The 22,189-nt window shown below is 62.7% G+C and carries 16 protein-coding genes; 1 reads left to right on the top strand and 15 read right to left on the bottom strand.

What is annotated here, in order from left to right:
• Positions 1–101: 101 nt before the first annotated feature.
• From hutH (BB029_RS21945) to hutC, 9 genes are all read right to left on the bottom strand, one after another.
• On the bottom strand, positions 102–1,640 hold the full coding sequence (gene hutH, locus BB029_RS21945) for a histidine ammonia-lyase (protein ID WP_141696571.1): 1,539 nt from the start codon (positions 1,638–1,640) through the stop codon (positions 102–104).
• Between the two features lie 33 nt (positions 1,641–1,673).
• On the bottom strand, positions 1,674–3,182 hold the full coding sequence (hutH, locus tag BB029_RS21940; protein ID WP_065940755.1) for a histidine ammonia-lyase: 1,509 nt from the start codon (positions 3,180–3,182) through the stop codon (positions 1,674–1,676).
• 117 nt (positions 3,183–3,299) lie between these two features.
• Positions 3,300–4,124 (bottom strand): glycine betaine/L-proline ABC transporter ATP-binding protein, encoded by an 825-nt coding sequence (locus BB029_RS21935; protein ID WP_065940754.1) that lies wholly within the window; start codon positions 4,122–4,124, stop codon positions 3,300–3,302.
• Positions 4,121–4,972: a proline/glycine betaine ABC transporter permease gene (locus BB029_RS21930; protein WP_027605053.1), complete on the bottom strand. Its 852-nt coding sequence runs from the start codon at positions 4,970–4,972 to the stop codon at positions 4,121–4,123. The genes BB029_RS21935 and BB029_RS21930 overlap by 4 nt, the downstream gene beginning before the upstream one ends.
• A gap of 71 nt (positions 4,973–5,043) precedes the next feature.
• The gene (locus tag BB029_RS21925; RefSeq protein ID WP_027605054.1) at positions 5,044–6,009 is read right to left on the bottom strand and encodes an ABC transporter substrate-binding protein; all 966 of its coding nucleotides are present in this window, start codon (positions 6,007–6,009) and stop codon (positions 5,044–5,046) included.
• Between the two features lie 70 nt (positions 6,010–6,079).
• Positions 6,080–7,528: a cytosine permease gene (locus BB029_RS21920; RefSeq protein WP_027605055.1), complete on the bottom strand. Its 1,449-nt coding sequence runs from the start codon at positions 7,526–7,528 to the stop codon at positions 6,080–6,082.
• 69 nt (positions 7,529–7,597) lie between these two features.
• On the bottom strand, positions 7,598–9,268 hold the full coding sequence (gene hutU, locus BB029_RS21915) for a urocanate hydratase (protein WP_065940753.1): 1,671 nt from the start codon (positions 9,266–9,268) through the stop codon (positions 7,598–7,600).
• Between the two features lie 405 nt (positions 9,269–9,673).
• Complete coding sequence (locus BB029_RS21910) at positions 9,674–10,234, bottom strand: HutD family protein (RefSeq protein WP_065940752.1); 561 nt, start codon at positions 10,232–10,234, stop codon at positions 9,674–9,676.
• Positions 10,231–10,941, bottom strand: coding sequence for a histidine utilization repressor (hutC, locus tag BB029_RS21905; protein ID WP_371914630.1), 711 nt, complete (start codon positions 10,939–10,941; stop codon positions 10,231–10,233). Before hutC ends, BB029_RS21910 begins: the two co-directional genes overlap by 4 nt.
• Positions 10,942–11,088: 147 nt before the next feature.
• Here hutC and BB029_RS21900 point away from each other — a divergent pair, with 147 nt between their 5' ends.
• The gene (locus tag BB029_RS21900; protein ID WP_065940750.1) at positions 11,089–12,453 is read left to right on the top strand and encodes a formimidoylglutamate deiminase; all 1,365 of its coding nucleotides are present in this window, start codon (positions 11,089–11,091) and stop codon (positions 12,451–12,453) included.
• Positions 12,454–12,507: 54 nt separating this feature from the next.
• Here the strand turns inward: BB029_RS21900 and BB029_RS21895 are convergent, their stop codons facing one another.
• From BB029_RS21895 to BB029_RS21870, 6 genes are all read right to left on the bottom strand, one after another.
• Positions 12,508–13,077, bottom strand: coding sequence for a lipocalin family protein (locus BB029_RS21895; RefSeq protein WP_027605060.1), 570 nt, complete (start codon positions 13,075–13,077; stop codon positions 12,508–12,510).
• A 30-nt stretch (positions 13,078–13,107) separates the two neighbouring features.
• The gene (locus tag BB029_RS21890; protein ID WP_027605061.1) at positions 13,108–13,362 is read right to left on the bottom strand and encodes a hypothetical protein; all 255 of its coding nucleotides are present in this window, start codon (positions 13,360–13,362) and stop codon (positions 13,108–13,110) included.
• Positions 13,363–13,538: 176 nt separating this feature from the next.
• On the bottom strand, positions 13,539–14,549 hold the full coding sequence (locus BB029_RS21885) for a class 1 fructose-bisphosphatase (protein ID WP_027605062.1): 1,011 nt from the start codon (positions 14,547–14,549) through the stop codon (positions 13,539–13,541).
• Positions 14,550–14,657: 108 nt separating this feature from the next.
• Positions 14,658–16,010 (bottom strand): DUF3999 domain-containing protein, encoded by a 1,353-nt coding sequence (locus tag BB029_RS21880; protein WP_065940979.1) that lies wholly within the window; start codon positions 16,008–16,010, stop codon positions 14,658–14,660.
• On the bottom strand, positions 16,010–19,525 hold the full coding sequence (locus BB029_RS21875) for a DUF2339 domain-containing protein (protein ID WP_065940749.1): 3,516 nt from the start codon (positions 19,523–19,525) through the stop codon (positions 16,010–16,012). The genes BB029_RS21880 and BB029_RS21875 overlap by 1 nt, the downstream gene beginning before the upstream one ends.
• A 133-nt stretch (positions 19,526–19,658) precedes the next feature.
• Positions 19,659–22,109 (bottom strand): glycogen/starch/alpha-glucan phosphorylase, encoded by a 2,451-nt coding sequence (locus BB029_RS21870; protein ID WP_065925746.1) that lies wholly within the window; start codon positions 22,107–22,109, stop codon positions 19,659–19,661.
• Between the last annotated feature and the right edge of the window lie 80 nt (positions 22,110–22,189).

Raw genomic sequence — 22,189 nt, 5'->3', positions numbered from 1 at the left:
CGCTCGAGTGCGAAGCGCTCGCGGCCTTTTTTGGGGCTGCTGCGCAGCCCGGCGCGAGCAAGCTCGCTCACCACAGAGAGCCATGCCGTTCTCTGAACCGCTTACAGGCTCGGCAGCAACGTGGCCGGCACCAGCTCATTCAGGCAGCGGCTGGCGAGCAGTTCGCTGGCGGCGATGATGTCCGGGGCGAAGAAGCGGTCCTTGTCGTAGAACGCCACTTTGTCGCGCAACAAGCCACGGGCTTTTTCCAGTTTCGGCGAGGTTTTCAGGCCTTCGCGCAGGTCCAGGCCCTGGCACGCGGCCAGCCATTCCACCGCGAGGATGCCGCGGGTGTTCTCGGCCATTTCCCACAGGCGCTTGCCGGCAGCCGGGGCCATCGACACGTGGTCTTCCTGGTTGGCGGACGTCGGGATGCTGTCGACGCTATGGGGATGAGCCAATGCCTTGTTCTCACTGGCGAGGGCGGCGGCGGTCACCTGGGCGATCATGAAACCGGAGTTCACCCCACCATTGCCCACCAGGAACGGCGGCAGTTGCGACATGTGCTTGTCCATCATCAGCGAGATACGGCGCTCGCTCAGGGAGCCGATTTCGGCGATGGCCAGGGCCATGTTGTCAGCGGCCATGGCCACCGGTTCGGCGTGGAAGTTGCCACCGGAGATCACGTCACCCTCAGCGGCAAATACCAACGGGTTATCGGACACGGCGTTGGCTTCGACCACCAGCACCTCGGCCGCCTGGCGCAACTGGGTCAGGCAGGCGCCCATGACTTGTGGCTGGCAGCGCAGGGAGTACGGGTCCTGCACCTTGTCGCAGTTCTGGTGCGACTGCGACACCTGGCTGCTCTCACCCAGCAGGTCACGATAGGCCGCCGCCGAATCGATCTGCCCACGTTGACCGCGAGCCGCATGAATACGCGCGTCGAACGGCGAGCGCGAGCCCAGCACCGCTTCCACGGTAAGGCCGCCGCACGCCAGGGCGCCGGCGAACAGGTCTTCGCCCTCGAACAGGCCACGCAGGGCATAGGCGGTGGACACCTGGGTGCCGTTGAGCAGCGCCAGGCCTTCCTTGGCGGCGAGGGTCAGCGGCGTCAGGCCGGCGACTTTCAGCGCGTCGGTAGCTTCCAGCCATTCGCCCTTGTAGCGCGCCTTGCCTTCGCCCAGCAGCACCAGGGACATATGCGCCAACGGCGCCAGGTCACCGGAAGCACCAACGGAGCCTTTCAGGGGAATATGCGGGTACACCTCGGCATTGATCAGCGCGATCAGTGCGTCGATCACCTGCCGGCGAATCCCGGAGAACCCACGGCTGAGGCTATTGACCTTGAGCACCATGACCAGCCGCACCAGCGCATCGCTGATCGGCTCACCGACGCCGGCGGCGTGGGACAACACCAGGGAACGCTGGAGGTTTTCCAGGTCTTCGCTGGCGATGCGGGTCGAGGCCAGCAGGCCGAAACCGGTGTTGATGCCGTAGGCGGTGCGGTTCTCGGCGAGAATCTGTTCCACGCAGGCCACACTGGCTTCGATCTGGGCCGAGGCACTGTCATCCAGGCGCAGGGTTACCGGCTGCTGGTAGATGGCCCGCAGTTGGGCGAGGCTCAGTTGGCCTGGAATCAGGTTTAGCGCAGTCACATTCATACTCCTTGTGAATTATTCTTTTGAAATAAGTGTTCAGTGCAGATTCGGTAATGCGGTGTCCTTGAGCACCTTGGCGGCGGCCGCAATATCCGGCGCCAGCCAACGGTCCTGCTCATAGGCCGGCACCACTTCACGCAACAGGCGCCAGGCGCGATCGGTGCCCGCGCCGAAGCGCTGGTCTTTCAGGAATTCGAAGGCCTGGGCCGCCAGCAGGTACTCGATGGCGAGGATCTGGGTGACGTTGGCCACTACCTGGTGCAGCTTGAGCGCGGCGTTGGTGCCCATGCTCAGGTGGTCTTCCTGCAGCCCCGAGGTGACGAAGTTGTCGAGCACCGCCGGTTGCGCCAACTGGCGGTTCTGTCCGCACAGTGAGGCGGCGACGTACTGCACGATCATCATCCCGGAGTTGACCCCGGGGTTGCTCACCAGGAACGCCGGCAGGCCGCTGACGTGGGGGTTGATCAGGCGGTCGAGGCGGCGCTCGGCCACCGAGCCGATTTCGGCCAGGGCAATCGCCAGCAGGTCGGCGGCCAGGGCGACGGACTGGCCGTGGGGGTTGGCCTGGGACACCACGCGGTAGTGGTCCGGCGTGCCGAGCACCAGCGGGTTGTCGGTGGCGCTGTTGAGTTCGGTCTCGATCTGGCGAGTGGCGTGTTCCACCTGGTCGCGCGCCGCGCCGTGGATCTGCGGGATCGAGCGCAGGCTCAGGGCGTCCTGGGTGCGGATGCCTTTGCTGCTCGCAATCACTTCACTGCCATCGAGCAACGCACGCAGGTTGCGGCCGACATGCTGCATGCCCGGGTGCGGCTTGAGGGCGATGATTTCTTCGTCGAAGGCATCGATCTGGCCGCGTTGTGCCTCGAAGCTCATGGCGCCGATCACGTCGGCCCATTGCAGTAAATGATGGGCGTCGGCCAGGGCCAGGCAGCTCAGGCCGGTCATGCACGGCGTGCCGTTGACCAGGCACAGGCCGTCCTTGGCGCCGAGCACCACCGGCTGCAAACCTTCTTCGTCCAGGGCTTGTTGCGCCGGCACGATCCGGCCGCGATAGCTCACATTTCCTACACCCAGCAGCGCCACACCGACATGAGCCATATGGGTCAGGTAACCCACCGAGCCCTGGGACGGTACTTGCGGCGTGATGCCGTGGTTGAGCAGTGCCAGCAGCGAATGCACCACCTGCGGATGCAGGCCGGATTTGCCGTGGCTGTAGTTGATGACCGCCGCGCAGATGATCGCGCGGGTCTGCTCGTCGCCGAGTACCGGGCCGACGCCACAGGCGTGACTCAACAGAGTATTGCGCGACAGCTGGCTCAGTTGCTCGCCTTTAAGCGACACGTTGCACAATGCGCCCAACCCGGTGTTCACGCCGTAGGCGCGTTCGCCGCTGGTAACGATGCGCTGCACGATGGCCTGGGCATTGTCGATCCGCGCCCAGGCCTGGCCCGAGAGTTCGAGCACCGCACCGTGACGGGCCACGGCGACCACCTCCTGCCAGCGCAGGGGAGTGTCGGCGATGATGATTTTTGCTGCCTGGGACATTGTTGACCTCTTCATATTCTCTACAGCTTTGCCGGCCTCATCGGGGGCAAGCCCCCTCCCACAGGGGGATGCATTGCAAATGTGGGAGGGAGCTTGAGCCTCACCACAGAACCTGGGTCAGACCACCGCCGCACGCCGCTGGACAAACCGGTCCACGTACTCATCCGCCGGTGAATGCAGGATCTCCCTCGGCGTGCCGACCTGGATCAGCTTGCCGTCCTTGAGGATCGCGATGCGGTTGCCGATACGCACGGCCTCGTCGAGGTCGTGGGTGATGAACACGATGGTCTTGTGCAGGGTCTTTTGCAGCTCGAGCAACTGGTCCTGCATCTCGGCGCGGATCAGCGGGTCGAGGGCGCTGAAGGCTTCGTCCATCAGGATGATGTCGGTGTCAGCGGCCAGGGCGCGGGCCAGGCCGACACGCTGGCGCATGCCACCGGAAAGCTGGTGCGGGTATTTGTTTTCGTAGCCCTTGAGGCCCACGGTTTCGATCCAGTGCAGCGCGCGTTCGGCGCAGACCTGCTTGGTTTCGCCACGCACCTTGAGGCCGTAGGCGACGTTGTCGAGTACGCTCTTGTGGGGCAGCAGGCCGAAGCTCTGGAACACCATGCTGATCTTGTGCCGACGGAACTGGCGCAGGGCGTCCATGTCCAGTTGCAGGATGTCTTCGCCGTCCACCAGGATCGCGCCGCTGGTGGGGTCGATCAGGCGGTTGAAGTGGCGCACCAGCGTGGATTTACCCGAGCCCGACAGACCCATGATCACGAAGATCTCACCGGTGCCGATGCTCAGGGACAAATCGTTCACGCCGACCACGCAGCCGGTCTCGGCCAGCACCTGGTCCTTGGTCTTGCCTTGGCCGACCATCGCCAGCGCCTCCTTGGAGCGGGCGCCGAAGATCTTGAAGACGTTTTTAACTTCGATTTTGCTGACAGTAGTCATTTGCTCGCCTCATGCCGTGGACGACCATAGGCCTGGGTAATGCGGTCGATGACCACGGCGAGAATCACGATCGCCAGCCCGGCTTCGAGGCCACGGCCGACGTTGAGGGTCTGGATGCCGACCAATACGTCTTCACCTAAGCCACGGGCGCCGATCATCGAGGCGATCACTACCATCGACAACGCCATCATGGTGGTCTGGTTGATACCGGCCATGATGCTCGGCAGCGCCAGCGGCAATTGCACGCCGAACAGCTGTTGCCAGCGGTTGGCACCAAAGGCGTTGATGGCTTCCATGACTTCGCCGTCGACCTGGCGAATCCCCAGGTCGGTCAAGCGAATCAGCGGCGGTGCGGCGTAGATCACCGTGGCGAAAATCGCCGGCACCTTGCCCAGGCCGAACAGCATCAGCACCGGGATCAGGTACACGAAGCTGGGCATGGTCTGCATGATGTCGAGCAGCGGCATCAACACCGAACGCAGGCGATTGCTGCGCGCCGACAGGATGCCCAGCGGGATGCCGATCAACACCGAGATCACCGTGGCGACCATCATCAGCGCCAGGGTCTGCATCAGCTTGTCCCACAGGCCGACCGCGCCCACCAGGAACAGCAGACCGACGATCACCGCCGTGGTCAGCACCTTGCGGGTGGCATGCCAGGCAACGGCGCCGACGATGGCCAGCATCAGCCACCAGGGGGCGGCGCGCAGCAGCCCTTCCAGGTTGACGATGGCCCACAGCAGGGTGTCGGAGATGTGCCGGAACACATCGCCGTAATTGGTAACCAGTGAATCCACCCAACCATTGACCCAGTCGGCGATGGAAAACGTAAAACTCTCAGGAAACATAGCGTGCTCTCGATCCAGTGGGTTGTGGCCAGGCGCCCGGCTACCCATGAGGGTAGCCGGGCACACTTGACCTACAAGGCCGCGTCGATTTTCTTGGCTGCCTCGTCGCTCACCCAGGCGTGCCAGACTTCAGGATGTTCCTTGAGGAAAATTTTCGCCAGTTTCGGCGACTCAATACGCTCCTTGGCCATGCGCCCCAGGTTCTGGTTCAGCAGGTCGATGGGCAGGTTGACTTTTTCCAGCACGGCCACCAGTTCCGGGGCTTGTTCGTGGAAGGTCTTGGACAGGCCGACCTTGATGCTCACGGTCTTATCCACACCGGGTTTTTCTTCCAGCTTGACCAGGTCGACCTGGCCCATCAGCGGGGTTGGCGACCAGTAGTAGAACAGGATCGGCTCGCCACGCTTGTAGCTCGACAGCACCGCCGCATCCAGCGCCGGGCCGGTGCCTGGGCGGAAGTTGGTGTAGGTGCTTTCCAGGCCATAGCTCTTGAGCATTTCGCTGTTGTCCAGCTCGCAGGTCCAGCCGGCCGGGCAGTTGTAGAAACGGCCCTTGGACGGTTCTTCCTGGTCCTTGAACACCGCGGCGTACTTGGCCAGGTCGGCGATGTTTTTCAGGTCCGGCGCCTTGGCTTCCAGCTTGCGCTTGGCGTCGCCTTCGATCACGTAGCGCGGTACGTACCAGCCTTCGACGGCGCCCACCACCGGGGCACCGACACCGACGACTTTGCCGGCCTTCTCGGCCTTGTTCCAGACTTCGCTGCGGCCGACCCACTCTTCGGCAAACACTTGGATGTCGTTGCTGCTCAAGGCGTTTTCCATGGTGATGGAGTTGCCCGGCAGGCTGTCGGTTTTGCAGTCGTAGCCTTTTTCCAGCACGGTTTGCAGGATGTCGGTGAGCAACATGCCGCTTTCCCAGTTCAGGCCGGCGAATTTCACCGGTTTGCCGGATTCACACCAACCGGCCGCCTGGGCGCCAGCAGTGGCCAGCAAGCCCGCGGAAAACACGGTGGCCAACAGGGTCTTATGCATTTTCATTGTTGTGACGCTCCCAAATCTTGAAATGGATTACGGCAGTCAGTAGGCATCCTGCCCTGTCCACGTCCCATCAGGCCTGTGCAACCAGCCCGTTTGTCGTCGTCGGTGCAGCGCCCTGCTCTGTCGGCAGGGTCAGGTGTTCAGGCGTTGCGCGAGGCCACTTTTTCGCCGCCCAGTAATAGAGCGCGGCGGGAAGGACCAGGCCGATGATCCAGGAAATATCCACATCCCCCAGGGCCGCCACCAGGGGACCGGTGTAGAACTTGGTGGAGATGAACGGCAATTGCACCAGCACACCGAAGACATACACGCTGATACCGAGCAGGTTCCAACGGCCATAGCGCCCGTTCGGATCGGCCAGCGCCGGCACGTCGTAGCGATCGCGGGTGATGCAGTAGTAGTCGACCAGGTTGATCGCGCTCCATGGGGTAAAAAACGCCAGCAGGAACAGGATGAAGGACTTGAACGCCCCCAGGAACGAGTGCTGCCCGAGCAAGGCGATCAGGGTCGCCGTACCGACGATGGCCAGTACGAAAAACAGGCGCTGCAAGCGCGTGACCTCGAGGCGACCGCGAAAGCCGCTGATGATCGTGGCAATGCACATGAAGCTGCCGTAGGAGTTCAGCGTGGAGATGGTGACCTTGCCGAACGCGATGCTGAAATACAGCAGCGCCGCAGTGGCCCCGGTACCGCCCAGGCCGACGATATAGGCCACTTCGTGACCGGCAAATTGCCCGTTGGACATGGCCGCCGCGAACACGCCGAGGATCATCGCCACCTGCGCGCCAACCACCGAACCTGCACCTGCGGCAAGAAAGGTTTTCAGCGAGGACGTGTTGCTCGGCAGGTAGCGTGAATAGTCCGCCACGTACGGGCCGAAGGCGATTTGCCAGGAGGCCGCGAGCGACACCGCCAGCAGGAAGCTGCTCCAGCTGAAGTGGCGGATTTGCAGGAGTGCGCCGACATCGGCCTGGCTCATCAGACGGCTGAACAGGTAGACAAAGGCAATCACGCCAATGACGCTGGCAACGCGGCCGATGAAGTGGATCACCCGGTAACCGAGCACCGTGACCAGCACGATGACACTGGCGAAGATCAGGATCCCGACGCTGTCGCTGACACCAAACAACTGGCCCAGGGCCTGGCCGGAAAGCACGGTGCCGGTTGCGGTGAAACCGAGGTACATCAGGCAGACCAGCACGATCGGGATCGCCGCGCCGTACACACCGAACTGCACCCGGCTGGAGATCATCTGCGGCAGGCCCAGCCTGGGCCCTTGCGCCGCATGCAACGCCATCACGCCACCGCCCAGCAGTTGACCGATCAACAGACCGAGCAACGACCAAAACACATCACCGCCCAGCACCACGGCCAGGGCCCCGGTGACGATCGCGGTGATCTGCAGGTTGGCACCCAGCCACAGGGTGAACTGGCTCAATAGACGACCGTGTCTTTCCGCTTCCGGGATGTAGTCGATCGAACGCCTTTCGATCAACGGGGTGGTGTCGTTTGCAGCCATGTGTATTCAACCTCTGATGGATTGTCCTGGGTTCGCCGCCATCGGGGGCAAGCCCCCTCCCACATCGGGTTACTTGATCATTGGAAGATTGAGGCCCTGCTCTTTGGCGCAGTCGATGGCGATCTGGTAACCAGCGTCTGCGTGACGCATCACACCGGTGGCCGGGTCGTTGTGCAGCACGCGGGCAATGCGCTCGGCCGCTTCGTCGGTACCGTCACAGACGATGACCATGCCGGAGTGCTGGGAGAAGCCCATGCCCACGCCGCCGCCGTGGTGCAACGAAACCCAGGTCGCGCCGCTGGCGGTGTTGAGCAAGGCGTTGAGCAACGGCCAGTCGGACACGGCGTCGGAACCGTCCTGCATGGATTCGGTTTCGCGGTTGGGGCTGGCGACCGAGCCGGAGTCCAGGTGGTCACGGCCGATCACCACTGGCGCCGACAGCTCGCCGCTGCGCACCATCTCGTTGAACGCCAGGCCGAGCTTGGCGCGTTGGCCCAGGCCGACCCAGCAGATACGCGCCGGCAGGCCCTGGAAGCTGATGCGCTCGCGGGCCATGTCCAGCCAGTTGTGCAGGTGGGCGTCGTCGGGGATCAGCTCTTTGACTTTGGCGTCGGTCTTGTAGATGTCCTGCGGGTCGCCCGACAGCGCAGCCCAGCGGAACGGGCCGATGCCACGGCAGAACAGCGGGCGAATGTACGCCGGTACGAAGCCTGGGAAGTCGAAGGCGTTTTCCACGCCCTCTTCCTGGGCCATCTGGCGGATGTTGTTGCCGTAGTCGAAGGTCGGGATGCCTTGCTTCTGGAATTCCAGCATGGCTTTGACGTGCACCGCCATCGACTGCTTGGCGGCCTTGATCACGGCAGCCGGTTCGGTCTTGGCGCGGGCGCGGTATTCGTCCCAGGTCCAGCCGGCCGGCAGGTAACCGTTGAGCGGGTCGTGGGCGCTGGTCTGGTCGGTGACCATGTCCGGGCGCACGCCACGCTTGACCAGTTCCGGCAGGATTTCAGCGGCGTTACCCAGCAGCGCGATGGAGATGGCCTTGCCCTCCTTTGTGTACTTGGCGATGCGGGCCAGGGCGTCGTCGAGGTCGGTGGCTTGCTCATCGACGTAGCGGCTGTTGAGGCGGAAATCGATGCTGACCTGCTGGCACTCGATATTCAGCGAGCATGCACCGGCCAGTGTCGCGGCCAGAGGCTGTGCACCGCCCATGCCGCCGAGACCGGCGGTGAGGACCCAACGGCCCTTGAGGTTTGAATCGTAGTGCTGGCGACCGGCTTCGACGAAGGTTTCGTAGGTGCCCTGGACGATGCCCTGGCTGCCGATGTAGATCCAGCTGCCGGCGGTCATCTGGCCGTACATGGCCAGGCCCTTGGCGTCCAGCTCGTTGAAGTGCTCCCAACTGGCCCAGTGCGGCACCAGGTTGGAGTTGGCGATCAGCACGCGTGGGGCATTGCTGTGGGTCTTGAACACGCCGACCGGCTTGCCGGACTGCACCAGCAGGGTTTCATCGTCATTCAGGTGGGTGAGGCTCTCGACGATCTGGTCGTAGCACTCCCAGTTGCGCGCTGCACGGCCGATACCGCCGTACACCACCAGTTCCTTGGGGTTCTCGGCCACTTGGGGGTCGAGGTTGTTCATCAGCATGCGCAGCGGCGCTTCAGTCAGCCAGCTTTTGGCGGTGAGCTTGTTACCGCGAGCGGCGCGGATTTCGACGTCACGGTATTTTGTAGGCTTGGTCACAACAAGAACTCCTCGGCGATCGATGCGCGAACATGGATGGTGCGAAGGAGAGTCTTACGCACACATCTTTACTTGTACATACAAGCATATGCAATCAAGCGGCCAACTTTCTGAGGAAGGTATTCGGATTTTTCTGAAAAGCGCGTACGAGCCTTGGAAATCAGGGCTTCGAGGCGTGATGAAATTTCTTGCGAAGGGGTTTTATAGCGAAGGAGGTGTGTCACGACAGCGCGGTTTTGCGCCACGCTGGGGCGTTCGGTAACAAATTGGTGCGAGACCTGGAAACAGATCGCAAGAACAGTGAGAAACAAATGTGGGAGGGGGCTTGCTCCCGATTGCGGTGTGTCAGCCCAGGATATACCCACTGATCCACCGCTATCGGGAGCAAGCCCCCTCCCACATTTTTTAACCCCGCGGGGTCAGTTCGATAATGCAGCAGCGACCCGTGACGGAAATATCCAGCAGACCGCTGTTACCGTCCACTTGCAGGCAATCGTGATGGCCCAGTACCTCGTCCAGCACCTTCACTTCATCCGCCACGCTGAACACCAGCACCGTCTGCGCCGTAGTAAAGAACCGCTGTACACCATCCACCCACTGCAACCGCGCATGGTAACGCTGGGGCGAGTAGATCAGGTTGAAGTCGCGGATCGGCCCGGTAATCAAGCGGCATGAAACCTGGCTGTCGCCCTTGAAGGCGAACGGTTGCAGCGGTAACAACCCGCGCTGCTCCTCACCATCCACGGTCAGCACCATGCCTGCGCCTTTGATCACAGTGATCACGCGCTGGTAGCCGGCAAAGGTGGAAAACCCGCCAGACTCGCCGATATCGGCAATCGACAGGCGCCAGCCGAAGCCTTCCAGGCCCTCGCCGGCATCGCGGGTGATTTCTTCAGTACTGCCGCCGCCGTTTTTCCACGGCATGCGCACGTAATCGGCGGCGCGCCAGACTTTTACTGCACTCATTTACTGAACCGTCCTTCCAGGCTGTGGCGGGAACCGGGGTGGATCAAACGCGCGGCAGTCACCGGCTGACGGCCGGACCAGGTACGCCGGCGAATCAACAGGCACGGCTCGCTCGGCTCGATCTGCAGCAACTCGCACTCGGCAGAGTCGGCGAGAATCGCTTCGACCACGTGCTCGCCTTCGGTCAACGGCGCCACCTGGTTGAGATAGGCATAGGGGGTTTGCAGGGTGAAGTCCTGTTGCAGGTACTCCGGCGCGACCAGGGCGTTGACGAAACGGTCCTCGATTTGCACGGGAATATCGTTTTCGTAATGCACGATCAGCGAGTGGAACACCCGCCCGCCTTCGCGCATTTCCAGGGCGACGGCGCGTTCGGAACCGGCAGCCTCTTCGCCCAGGGTGATGACCTGGCAGGTATGCCGATGACCGCGAGAGGCGATCTCATCGGCAATGTTGTGCACTTCAAACAGCGCCGACTGGCTCTTGGGCTCGGCGACGAACGTGCCGACACCTTGCATGCGCACCAGCAAACCTTCGGCAGTAAGCTCACGCAGCGCGCGGTTGATGGTCATGCGGCTGAAGCCCAACTGGCTGACCAGTTCGCTCTCCGACGGTACGCGGTAATGGGGCGGCCAGTTGCCGTTGAGGATCTGCTGGCTGATCATCTGTTTGACGCGGGCATACAAGGGCGCCGGACTTTCGTCCATGTGGGCAGCCAGTGAAGACTTGGCGGGCGGAGTCGGCACAGGGAATCCTTGCAAGGGGAAAAGATGCATAGATTGCCGGAGTTTACCGAGCAGGCAAACGTCTGTATATGTATATACAAATAAACACACGACCGGGGTGCTCTAATCATGTCCGCTTTCTTTGCCGAACGCGCGCTGCTGCCTAGTGGATGGGCCAACGATGTACGTCTTGAAGTCAGCGCCGATGGCCTGCTGACACAGGTTGAGGCCAACGCCAGCGCAGCCGGTGCCGAACGGCTCAGGGGCCCGGTATTGGCGGGCATGCCGAACCTGCACTCCCACGCCTTTCAGCGCGCCATGGCGGGGTTGGCCGAAGTAGCCGGCAACCCGAATGACAGTTTCTGGACCTGGCGCGACCTGATGTACCGCATGGTCGGCAAGATCAGCCCGGAGCAACTGCAGGTGATCGCGCGGCAGTTGTATATCGAGATGCTCAAGGCCGGCTACACCTCGGTGGCCGAATTCCACTATGTGCATCATGACGTCAGCGGCCAGCCGTACGCCGACCGTACGGAACTGTCGCGGCAGATCAGCCACGCGGCCGCCAGCAGCGGTATTGGCCTGACCTTGGTGCCCGTGCTCTACACCCACTCGGGTTTTGGCGGGCAGGCGCCGAACGAAGGCCAGCGACGGTTTATCAACAGCACCGAAAACTACCTGGACCTGCAGGCGCACCTCAAACCGATCCTCGCGGCGCAACCGGCGCAGCAACTGGGCTTGTGCTTCCACTCCCTGCGCGCGGTTACGCCACAGCAGATCAATGAGGTATTGGCCGCCAGCGACAAGACGTGCCCGGTGCATATCCATATCGCCGAACAGCAAAAGGAAGTCGACGACTGCCTGGCCTGGAGCGGCAAACGCCCGTTGCAATGGCTGTACGACAACGTCGAGGTCGATGAACGTTGGTGCGTGGTGCACGCGACCCACGCCAACCCGGAAGAAGTGACGCGCATGGCCAAGAGCCGCGCAATTGCCGGTTTGTGCCTGACCACCGAGGCGAATCTGGGCGACGGGATTTTCCCGGCCGTGGATTATCTCGCCCAGGACGGACGCCTGGGCATCGGTTCCGACAGCCATGTGTCCCTGAGCGTGGTGGAAGAACTGCGCTGGCTGGAATACGGCCAACGCCTGCGCGATCAACGGCGCAATCGCTTGTATCGCAGCGACCAGCCGATGGTCGGCCGGACGTTGTTCGATGCGGCGCTGGACGGTGGCGCACAGGCGCTGGGGCAGCCGATAGGTCGACTGGAAGTGGGCAAGCGTGCGGATTGGATCGTACTGGACGGTAACGATCCTTACCTGGCGACAGCGACAGACGACGGCATTCTCAATCGCTGGTTGTTTGCCGGCGGCGATCGGCAGGTGCGCGACGTACTGGTCAACGGCAAGTGGGTAGTGCGCGACGGGCATCATGCCGGCGAAGAAGACAGCAGCCAGGCATTTACGCAGGTCTTAAGAGCGTTACTCGGTTAGAAAATGTGGGAGGGGCTTGCTCCCTCCCACAATTGGATCTGTGGTGATCCAGAGTTACTGCGAAGTCTTCGCCATCTGCTTATCCGACGTACGCCAGATCAACCGCGTGGTGTCATACCCTTGCTGCCGCGCCCTGCTCAACAGGTCTTCGCGGGTGTCCGCGCTGACCGTCGGCGTGCGTGACAGGATCCACATATAGCGCCGGCTCGGGCTGCCGACGATGGCGGTCTTGTAGTCATCGCTGACGTACAGCACCCAGTAATCGCCCTTGGCGACGCCTGGCAGCAGCGATGTAAACCAGTTGTTGAATTCCACCCAGAGCTTGTCGGTCTTGCCAGGCACCTGCGGCGTGGCCGTGCCCTTGGCTTCTTCCCACTTCCACTCGGTGGTGAGGCAGCGGTTGAATACCGACATATCGCCATCAGGCAGCAATGTGTAGCGGGCTTCGGACTGCGCGCAGTTACGCTGGAAGTACATCGGCAATCGGGCCAACTCATACCAGGTGCCCTGGTAACGCTTGAGGTTGACGTTGCTCGCTGTCTTGGGTTGCAGATCATCGCCAGAATGGCTGGCGCAGCCCGCCAAAAACAGGCTGGCGCAAAGGAACAAAACAAAACGCATCATTCTTCTTCTCCCGCAGGCTTTCGCCCCGGTTTACTTCAGGCCTTGCCCGGAAAACATCAGAACTTTGTCACCGGCATATTGAACGCTGATAAAGCTGTTTTTATCGCCCCATGTGCAGCTGGACATGCCCAGTGCGCCGGAACAATCGGTCGGCTTGCCCAGCAGCGACTCCACCTCGGCCTTAGGCATGCCGGCCGACAACTTTGCGTAGTTTTCTTGATTGACCTTGCTGCAAGCGGCCAACAGCACGCAAAAAGCCAGCAAAGCGAGACGGCGTAACGACATGGAATAACTCCTGGAGGGACGAAGCAGCTTGGGTATCTGCCAGAAGCTTAGAAGGGAAAAGGGGTGTCTGGTTCCCGACGAACGAAAACAAAAAAGCCCCGAAAACGCTGAAACGTTTCGGGGCTTCTTTAAGGGTGAACCGGCTCACAACAACGCCGTTCACTTATCGCCGCAGCTTACTTCTTGTGGTAAGCGGTCACACGCTCAACTTCTTCCTTGGAACCCAGGAACACCGCCACACGCTGGTGCAAGCCGTCAGGCTGGATATCGAGGATACGCTGGTGGCCGTCGGTGGACGCACCGCCCGCCTGCTCGACCAGGAAGGACATCGGATTGGCTTCGTACATCAGGCGCAGCTTGCCCGGCTTGGACGGCTCGCGGCTGTCGCGTGGGTACATGAACAGGCCGCCACGGGTCAGGATACGGTGCACATCGGCCACCATCGCCGCGACCCAACGCATGTTGAAGTTCTTCTTCAACGGGCCTTCTTCGCCTTCCATCAACTCGTTCACATAGCGCTTGACCGGTTCTTCCCAGTGGCGCTGGTTGGACATGTTGATCGCGAATTCCTGGGTGGAAGCCGGAATGGTGATGTCTTCATGGGTGAGGACGAAGCTGCCCATTTCACGGTCCAGGGTGAAGCCCTTGACGCCATCGCCCAGGGTCAGCACCAGCATGGTCTGTGGGCCGTAGATCGCGTAGCCGGCAGCGACCTGCTCGGTGCCTGGCTGCAGGAAGGCCTTTTCGTTCAGGGCTTCGTTCTGGCTCAGGTATTCGTTCGGGCAACGCAGTACCGAGAAGATGGTGCCAACCGGGGCGTTGATGTCGATGTTGGAAGAGCCGTCCAGTGGATCGAACACCAGCAGGTAGGCGCCTTTCGGGTATTTGCCCGGGATCTGGTAGGCATTGTCCATTTCTTCGGACGCCATGCCGGCCAGGTGACCGCCCCATTCGTTGGCTTCGAGCAGGATTTCGTTGGAAATCACGTCGAGCTTCTTCTGCACTTCGCCCTGCACGTTTTCAGTGCCCATGCTGCCCAGGACACCACCCAGTGCGCCTTTGGACACGGCGTGGCTGATTTCCTTGCAAGCACGCGCCACCACTTCGATAAGGAAGCGCAGATCGGCAGGCGTGTTGTTGCTGCGGGTCTGCTCAATCAAATAGCGACTCAAGGTAACGCGGGACATGGAAGGCTCCGATGAAGGGGGGGCTAAAAACCCGCGCAGTTTAACGCGAGTCGGGGTGTATTTCCTCCTATCAGAGGATTTAAACCCAATAGAGTTCATGGACTTTATTTAACGTGCCTGCGGCGGCTTGCGCAGCAAACTGTAGGCCATGCCTCCCAGCGCCGCCACGCCGAGCAGTAATACGGCCCAGAGTCCGAGTTTTTTCCAGTTCGGCCCGCTGTCGACAGCCGCCGGGCCCGGTGGCGAAGTGACCGCGACGGCCCCGGCCACCTTGGCTTGTCCCAAGGTGTTGAGGCGCTCGGCGGTGTAATCCGGGATCAGCGTCGACAACGGCAGGTTCGCCGCCTTCACCGAGGCATTCCCCAGCGCCAGCGTGAACGGCGGCTCGCCCCGCGCCAGGAACACCAACTGCGTGGCGCGCACCGCGAAGCGCAGGGCCGGCGCTTCGACGCCCAGGCCGCCGCCGCGCTCGTCGACCTGCAACTTGAGTTCGGCGACCGTCTGGCCGGGCAGTTGCAACTCGTCCTGCACCACGTCCTGGCCATTCTGGGTCAGGCGGTAGAGCAGACCGTTGCTCAACGGCTGCCAGGCTTGATTGCCATCGCGTCGCCCCGCCAAGGTCACCGGCGCCAGCGTATTGGCCTGCTTCAGCTCGACACGCAAGCGTTCGACACCCAGCCCAGTGGGCAACTTCCACGTGTACTCACCCGCCTTGAGCCGCGTGCCCGAGAGCGGCTGCGACCAAACCAGCGCCAGCGGCAGGCTGCTGCTGGTGGCACTGGCCAACCTGGCCGAGGTCAGCAACGGCGCTGCCTGCCCCTTCCACACCAGGCGCAGGTAACGCGCGGACTGGCCCGGCAAACTGACGTCATGCTGCTCGACCCGCTCGTCGGCAAACGACAAACGCGCCACTTGTCCATCGCCCCAGGATTGCCAGTGCTGCAAGTCATCACTGGCTTCAATGCTGAAGCGCTGGAAGCCCTCCTGCTCGCGGCTCCAGTCCAGGCTCAACTGCTGCAACGGCGCCTTGATTTTACTGGCATCGAGCACCCAGCCACGCAGCACCTGCTTGCCGGGCTTGGGTGCGGTGGACGGTTTGATTTCCACCAGGGTGCCTTCGGCCGTGGTTTTCATCACCACACCGGGCAAGGTTGCCTGGGTGTCGGCGGCATACAGCGGGAACCACTTCACGTCGGTGACTTCACGACTTTCGGTGCGTTGCGACGCTTGACGCGCCAGCGCGTAGGCCTGGGGTTCACCGGCAGCGTTAAACACGCGCACATCGCTGAGGTCAGCCTGGCGCGCATTCAGTTGCACGGCCAAGGGCAACTCAAGGCGATACCAGGGGCCGTTGCCGCTGACGCTCAGCGCCACCTGGCTGCTGAAGTCGGCCGGCGTTTCCTGCGCCCACGCCGACAACGTCGTACACATGCCCAGCACGACCACGCTTAACTTACCGATCAAGAGGATGCTCCTTCAGTTTCCAACACAGGTTCGGCACGCTTGGGCGGCAGCGGCGCAAAGTAGCCCACCATCAGCAACAACCCGCCCACGCCGATAAACGACACGATCCGCGCCAGGCCGCCACGGTTGCTCAGCTCGACAAAGAACAGCTTGGCCACCACCACCGCGATCAGCGCCGCGCCGATCAGCCAGACTTCGCGGCGATGGCGCAGGTGGCCGCCGATCATCAGGCCGAGGGCGATCAGGGTCCAGACAATCGACAGGCCGGCTTGCACCAACATCGATTCCAGCAACCCATCCAGATGGAACGGTACGCCGCCCCAGTGATGTGCGGTGCGCATCACCAGGGCCGTAAAGAACGCGAACAGCGAAATACCGGCAATGCCCTGGGCGATCAATTCAGCCCGCGGCCCTCGCTGCGGCGCCACACTGCGCGACCACAGGTACACGCCCAGCAGCGCAAACAGCAGGCCCAGGTCCAGCGGGTTGAGCAGCGGCACATAGGGCAACGGCCTGGCCGTGCCGTCGCTGAAGGTATTCGCCAGCCAGAACCAGCCCAGCATCAGCACCGCCAAGGGCAGCGCCGCCAACACGCGATACTCCCGTGGATACGCCGACAGCGGCCATGGCCAGTTGCGCGGTGCAGCAGCCAGCACCAGGTACAGGCTTGGCAGGATCGCCCAGCCCAGCCAGCGCCAGGCGTTGTATTCGCTCGACAGCAATAACAGGCCGTAGCGCAGTTCCAGCGCCAATACGCCGATCAACATCCAGCTACCCAACACATGAGCAATGCTCAGGACGGTGGCCGGCACCAGCGTCGCCAAACGCCGCAGCGCGATGAAATGCACCCCGAACACCGCCAGCCAGGCCAGCCAGCCGTAGTGCGCTGCCGGGTGGTAATAATTATGCGCAGACACCAGCAATACCATCCCCGCCGCCGGCATCAACACGGTGCAGAGCACGCCCAGCGAGGCCCAGCGCAGCCGCGTCGCGAGCAACGCCCAGATCGCCACGCTGACCGCCGCAATGCCCAGCAGCAGCGAGGCACGCAGCTCAGCGGGAACAAACCGCAGCACTTCAGCGATCAGCGCCAACGCCCACCACGCCGCGCCCCACACCAGCAGCAGGTCAGACAGGCGTTGCAGCTTGAGCACGGCAAACACCGGCGCATGGGGCTCACGTTGCAAGCGCCAGGCGCCGACCAAGGCGGCCAGGCCCAGCACCATCGGTGTCCAGAAACCGCTGTGCCCCAGGGGACGCACGCCCTCGCTGGTCAAAGGCCCGAGCAGCTCCGGCACCGCCAGCAGGAACGACGCGCCGCCAATCACTTGCAGCAGTAACCCGAACACAAAACTGACGCGCTGTTGCAGGTACAGGCTCAACCAGATGATCAACAACCCACTGGCCGCCCACACACCGCTGGCGCTTTCCCATGGCAGTACAAACAGCACGGCGAGGTTGATCAGCACCAACCCGGCCAGCAGCACCACAGACAGCCCGCGCAACAGCCGTACATCGCTGCGCACCATGTCGTCGCGCGCCGCCAGCAGCATGCCGCCGATCAACGCCAGGCCGATCAACGACGCGCTGAGCAGGCCGCTCCAGCCGGCGTTGAATACCGCTGCCGAGTCGCCGCCTTGTAAGCGCAGCAGGAACAACGCCCCGCCCAGCAGTTGCACGGCGAACGCCGTGAACAGGAACGTGCGCGAGCCAATCCGCAAGCCGATGAACAGGGTCGCCAGGCCGGCGAGCGCCCAACTGATGGCAGTGCCTTGAGTCAGCAACAGCAGCGGCGCGAGCAGGTACACGAAGGTCAGGCCGAGGCTGGCCAGAACCGGCAGGCCCTTGCGCTCCCACTCCGCCGCCTGCTCCGTCGCGGCCCTGCGCAGTTGGTCGAAGCTGAACAGCAACGCCGCGCCCAGCAGCAACGCCCCCAAGGGCGCCCCCTCCAGCAGCGTGTGCTCGCCGATGCGCAGCTCACTGAGAAACGCCAGCGCCGAGCCCAATTGCAGCAACAGGCCAAATGCCCGCGCCAACGGCCGCTGCTGGCGCAAGCCGAGCCAGAAGATCCCGGCACCTTCCACCGCCCAGGCGGCTGCGGTCCAACGCGCATCGAGGCCCAGGGGAATCGCCAGGCTGGCAAAGATCACCCCCAGGGCCAGGCAGGTTTCCGCCAGCAGCAAGGCGCGCCCGCCACTGAGCACGCGGGCCAGGCCCATGTAGAGGATGCTCAGGCCCAGCGCGCTGAACGCTGCGGCGAACTCAAGGTGCTGCACCAGCGCGAACTGCAGGCCAAACCCCACCAGCGGCGGGCCGAACAGCATGCTGCCGTCGACGTAGTCGCCTTTGGATGCCGACCAGCGCAACAACGCATCACGGCCTTCGGGCGCGTCGCCCATCTCCCGCAATTTGCGCCGGGCGAACAACAGGCCGATAGCCAGGTACATCAGGAAAAACAGGATCAGGAACGGCTCGGTACTCCACAGCAGTTCCGGCGTATAGGAACGCATGCCCCAGGCAAAGCCGATACCGAAGGTGCCGACAAAGCCGATCAGGTTGAGCAAGCGCCAAGCCTTGAACCAGGCGATGGCGAGGATACCGGCGTTGAGCAGGGCAAAATAACTGAACAGCGCGACATGATTACCGGCGCCGGTCGACGTGAGGATCGGCGCCGCGAAGCCGCCGAGCGCTGCCGCACAGGCCAGTCCCAACGCATCCTGGGTAATCGCCAGGATCGCCGAGAACACCGTGACCGCCACCAGCAGGCCCAACGCCGCGCTCGGGTCGATCAACGGGTGCAGGCGCATCGCGGCAAACACCGTCAGGTACAGCACCGCGATCCCGGTGCCTTGCAGCATCAAGCCGTAGTTGCTGTTGCGCAGCCGCAGCCACCAGCCCAGGCCCAACAGGCCAAGGGCCGCCGCGGCAACGCCGGCGTAACGCAGTTCGATCGGCACCACCATGCCTTCGGTGGCGTAGCGCAACAGGAAGGCCAGGCCGAGAAACAGCAGCACCACGCCGACACGCAGCACGGTGTTGCCACCAAACAGCCAATTGCGTGCGCCGCCGATGGCGCGTTCGATCAGGTTGGGGCCGCGAGGAGCGATAGGTTCTTGAGGCGGGCGTGGCGTCGGGGCAGGCGTCCAGACGTCATCCGGCAATGGCTGGCTCGGTTCGGCGACCATGGCGACAGGCGCCAATTCAGCCGGCAGCTCCCACACCAGTTCAGGCGCCTTGGCGACAGGTGCCGCCTCAGGCACAGGCGGCTCGACGATGACAGTGCGTGTCGGCGTGGGTACTTCCAGTTGCCGCAGGCGCTCACCCAGGGCGATCAACGCCTTCTGCGTGGTTTCCAACTGAACAGCCTGCTGCTGCGCCTGGGTCGCCAGCTTCGACAGGCGAATCGCCTGGCCGATGCCCAACCCCAACAGCGCACCGATGCCCGCATCATAGAACGACTCATCGAGCGTCCAGCCGAGCACCAGGCCAATCAGCATGAAAATCCATTGCATGGTCGATATTCCCTGAGCAAACCGTGCTGTAGGAGCGAGCTTGCTCGCGAAGATCGCAAAGATACCGCGTTAAATCAGAAAGCACGCGTTATCGTTGGCGTTTTTCGCGAGCAAGCTCGCTCCTACAGTAGATCTAGTCCAGGGCTTTCCAGATCTCCGTAGCGTACTCGCGGATCGTCCGGTCCGACGAGAACCAGCCCATCCGTGCGGTATTGAGCACCGCCGAACGCCACCACGCCTTGGAATCATGCCAATGCGCTTCGACCCGCGCCTGGGCATCCCAGTAGGAATCGAAGTCGGCGCAGACCAGGAAGCGGTCGTAGTCGATCAACCCGTCGATCAAGCCCACATAGCGGCCCGGATCGTCCGGCGAGAACACCCCGCCGCGAATCGCTTGCAGCACATCGTTCAGACGATGGGACGCAGCAATATCGGGCCCGGCGTTGAACTCACCGGCATGTTTACGTGCCTCCACCTGTTGCGCACTGAGGCCGAAGATAAACATGTGATCGGCGCCCACGCGCTCGTGCATCTCCACGTTGGCGCCGTCCATGGTGCCGATGGTCAGCGCGCCGTTGAGGCCGAACTTCATGTTGCTGGTGCCCGAGGCTTCAAAGCCGGCGGTGGAGATCTGCTCCGACAAGTCCGCCGCCGGAATGATGCTTTCCGCCAGGCTGACGTTGTAGTTGGGCAGGAACACCACCTTGAGCAGCCCACGTACGGTCGGGTCGTTGTTGACGGTGCGCGCGATGTCGTTGGTCAGCTTGATGATCAACTTGGCCTGGTGATAGCTGGCCGCCGCCTTGCCCGCGAAGATCTTCACCCGTGGCACCCAGTCGGTGCCCGGCTCGGCACGGATCGCCTGGTACAGCGCCACGGTGTGCAGCAGGTTGAGCAACTGGCGCTTGTATTCGTGGATACGCTTGACCTGCACGTCGAACATCGCTGCCGGGTTCACCGAAATACCCAGGCGCTCATGGATGATCTCGGCCAGCGCACGCTTGCTGTGCAGGCGCTGGTCGGCAAAGGCTTTGCGGAAGGTCTGTTTCTCGGCGAAGGTTTCCAACTCGCCCAGGCGGGTTTCGATGTTGTCGAGAATGTCCGGGCCCAAGGCTTCCACCAGCATATCGGTGAGCTTGGGGTTGGCCTGGTACAGCCAGCGGCGGAAGGTAATGCCGTTGGTCTTGTTGTTGATGCGCTCCGGGTAGAGCTTGTGCAGTTCGGAGAACACCGTGCTGCGCATCAGTTGGGTGTGCAGGCCGGACACGCCGTTGACGCTGTGGGAGCCGAGGAACGCCAGGTTGCCCATGCGCACACGGCGGCCGTTGTCTTCTTCGATCAGGGACACGGCGCGCAGTACGTCGAAGTCATGGATGCCCTTGGCGCGCAGCGCATCGATGTGCTGGGCGTTAATCAGGTAGATGATCTGCATATGCCGGGGCAGCATGCGCTCCATCAGGCCGACCGGCCAGGTTTCCAGGGCTTCGGGCAACAGGGTGTGGTTGGTGTACGACAGGGTTTCGACGGTGACATCCCACGCGGCTTCCCACGGAATGTCGTGCAGGTCGACCAACTGGCGCATCAACTCGGCCACGGCGATCGAGGGGTGGGTGTCGTTGAGCTGGATCGCTGCATGTTCGCCCAGGCTCAGGACCGAGCCGTGCATGTTTTTGTGGCGACGCAACAGATCTTGCAAGGAGGCGGCGACGAAGAAGTATTCCTGGCGCAGGCGCAGTTCCTGCCCCGCTTCGGTGCTGTCCGCCGGGTAAAGCACTCGGGAGATGCTCTCGGCGCGGGCCACTTCGGCGACGGCGCCCAGGTGGTCACCGGCGTTGAAGCGTTCCAAGTGCAGATCTTCCACCGCACGGGCACGCCACAGGCGCAAGGTATTCACGCTGGCGCCGCGCCAGCCGACCACCGGGGTGTCGTAGGCAACGGCGCGCACGGTTTCGTTGGGCGTCCACACCTGGATCAGCTTACCGGAGGCATCCGGCAGGGTCTCGACGCTGCCACCGAAGCCGATCGGGTAAATCACCTCGGCCCGCTCGAATTCCCACGGGTTGCCGAAATCCAGCCAGCGTTCGGTCTGTTCCTGCTGCCAGCCATCGACAATCGCCTGGCGGAACAAGCCGTGCTCATAACGAATGCCATAACCGTGGCCGGCGATGCCCAAGGTCGACATGCTTTCCATAAAGCATGCCGCCAGACGGCCGAGGCCGCCGTTGCCAAGCGCCGCGTCGGGCTCCAGCAGGCGAATGCGTTCGAGGTCCACACCCAGCTCGGACAAGGCTTCGCGAGCGATCTCCAGCACGCCGAGGTTGCTCAGGCTGTCGTAGAGCAGGCGCCCGATAAGGAATTCCAGGGAGAGGTAATACACCCGCTTCTGGCCTTTGCGGTAGATACGCCGCGTGTGGTCCATCCAGTGGTCGACCATCTGGTCGCGGGCGGCCAGGGCAATGGCTTCGAACCAGTCATGGTCGAAGGCATGGTCCGGGTCTTTGCCCACCGCGTAGGTGAGTTTGGTCAAGACAGCATCGCGGAATGCGGCTACCTCTGCTTCTCGTGCAAGCGGTTCCTGAGACATCGGTGTGACCTCGGGCGAGATTGAAGGAGTTGCTAGAGCCTAGTCGGTCTGACAGACGGTAGACGCTCTGGTTCGGCAGT

This window comes from Pseudomonas sp. S3E12 (assembly GCF_001702295.1).
Taxonomy (GTDB): domain Bacteria; phylum Pseudomonadota; class Gammaproteobacteria; order Pseudomonadales; family Pseudomonadaceae; genus Aquipseudomonas; species Aquipseudomonas marginalis.
The sequence above is the reverse complement of the archived record's forward strand: the minus strand, read 5'-3'. Positions and strand labels throughout refer to the sequence as shown.

What these genes read in the sequence shown, in the direction of transcription:
- BB029_RS21920 (WP_027605055.1), bottom strand. Translation starts at nt 7,528, where the DNA reads ATGGCTGCAAACGACACCACCCCGTTGATCGAAAGGCGTTCGATCGAC.
- BB029_RS21890 (WP_027605061.1), bottom strand. Translation starts at nt 13,362, where the DNA reads ATGTCGTTACGCCGTCTCGCTTTGCTGGCTTTTTGCGTGCTGTTGGCC.
- hutH (WP_065940755.1), bottom strand. Translation starts at nt 3,182, where the DNA reads ATGTCCCAGGCAGCAAAAATCATCATCGCCGACACTCCCCTGCGCTGG.
- BB029_RS21895 (WP_027605060.1), bottom strand. Translation starts at nt 13,077, where the DNA reads ATGATGCGTTTTGTTTTGTTCCTTTGCGCCAGCCTGTTTTTGGCGGGC.
- BB029_RS21935 (WP_065940754.1), bottom strand. Translation starts at nt 4,124, where the DNA reads ATGACTACTGTCAGCAAAATCGAAGTTAAAAACGTCTTCAAGATCTTC.
- BB029_RS21930 (WP_027605053.1), bottom strand. Translation starts at nt 4,972, where the DNA reads ATGTTTCCTGAGAGTTTTACGTTTTCCATCGCCGACTGGGTCAATGGT.
- hutH (WP_141696571.1), bottom strand. Translation starts at nt 1,640, where the DNA reads ATGAATGTGACTGCGCTAAACCTGATTCCAGGCCAACTGAGCCTCGCC.
- BB029_RS21870 (WP_065925746.1), bottom strand. Translation starts at nt 22,109, where the DNA reads ATGTCTCAGGAACCGCTTGCACGAGAAGCAGAGGTAGCCGCATTCCGC.
- BB029_RS21885 (WP_027605062.1), bottom strand. Translation starts at nt 14,549, where the DNA reads ATGTCCCGCGTTACCTTGAGTCGCTATTTGATTGAGCAGACCCGCAGC.
- BB029_RS21875 (WP_065940749.1), bottom strand. Translation starts at nt 19,525, where the DNA reads ATGCAATGGATTTTCATGCTGATTGGCCTGGTGCTCGGCTGGACGCTC.
- BB029_RS21910 (WP_065940752.1), bottom strand. Translation starts at nt 10,234, where the DNA reads ATGAGTGCAGTAAAAGTCTGGCGCGCCGCCGATTACGTGCGCATGCCG.
- BB029_RS21925 (WP_027605054.1), bottom strand. Translation starts at nt 6,009, where the DNA reads ATGAAAATGCATAAGACCCTGTTGGCCACCGTGTTTTCCGCGGGCTTG.
- hutC (WP_371914630.1), bottom strand. Translation starts at nt 10,941, where the DNA reads ATGGACGAAAGTCCGGCGCCCTTGTATGCCCGCGTCAAACAGATGATC.
- BB029_RS21900 (WP_065940750.1), top strand. Translation starts at nt 11,089, where the DNA reads ATGTCCGCTTTCTTTGCCGAACGCGCGCTGCTGCCTAGTGGATGGGCC.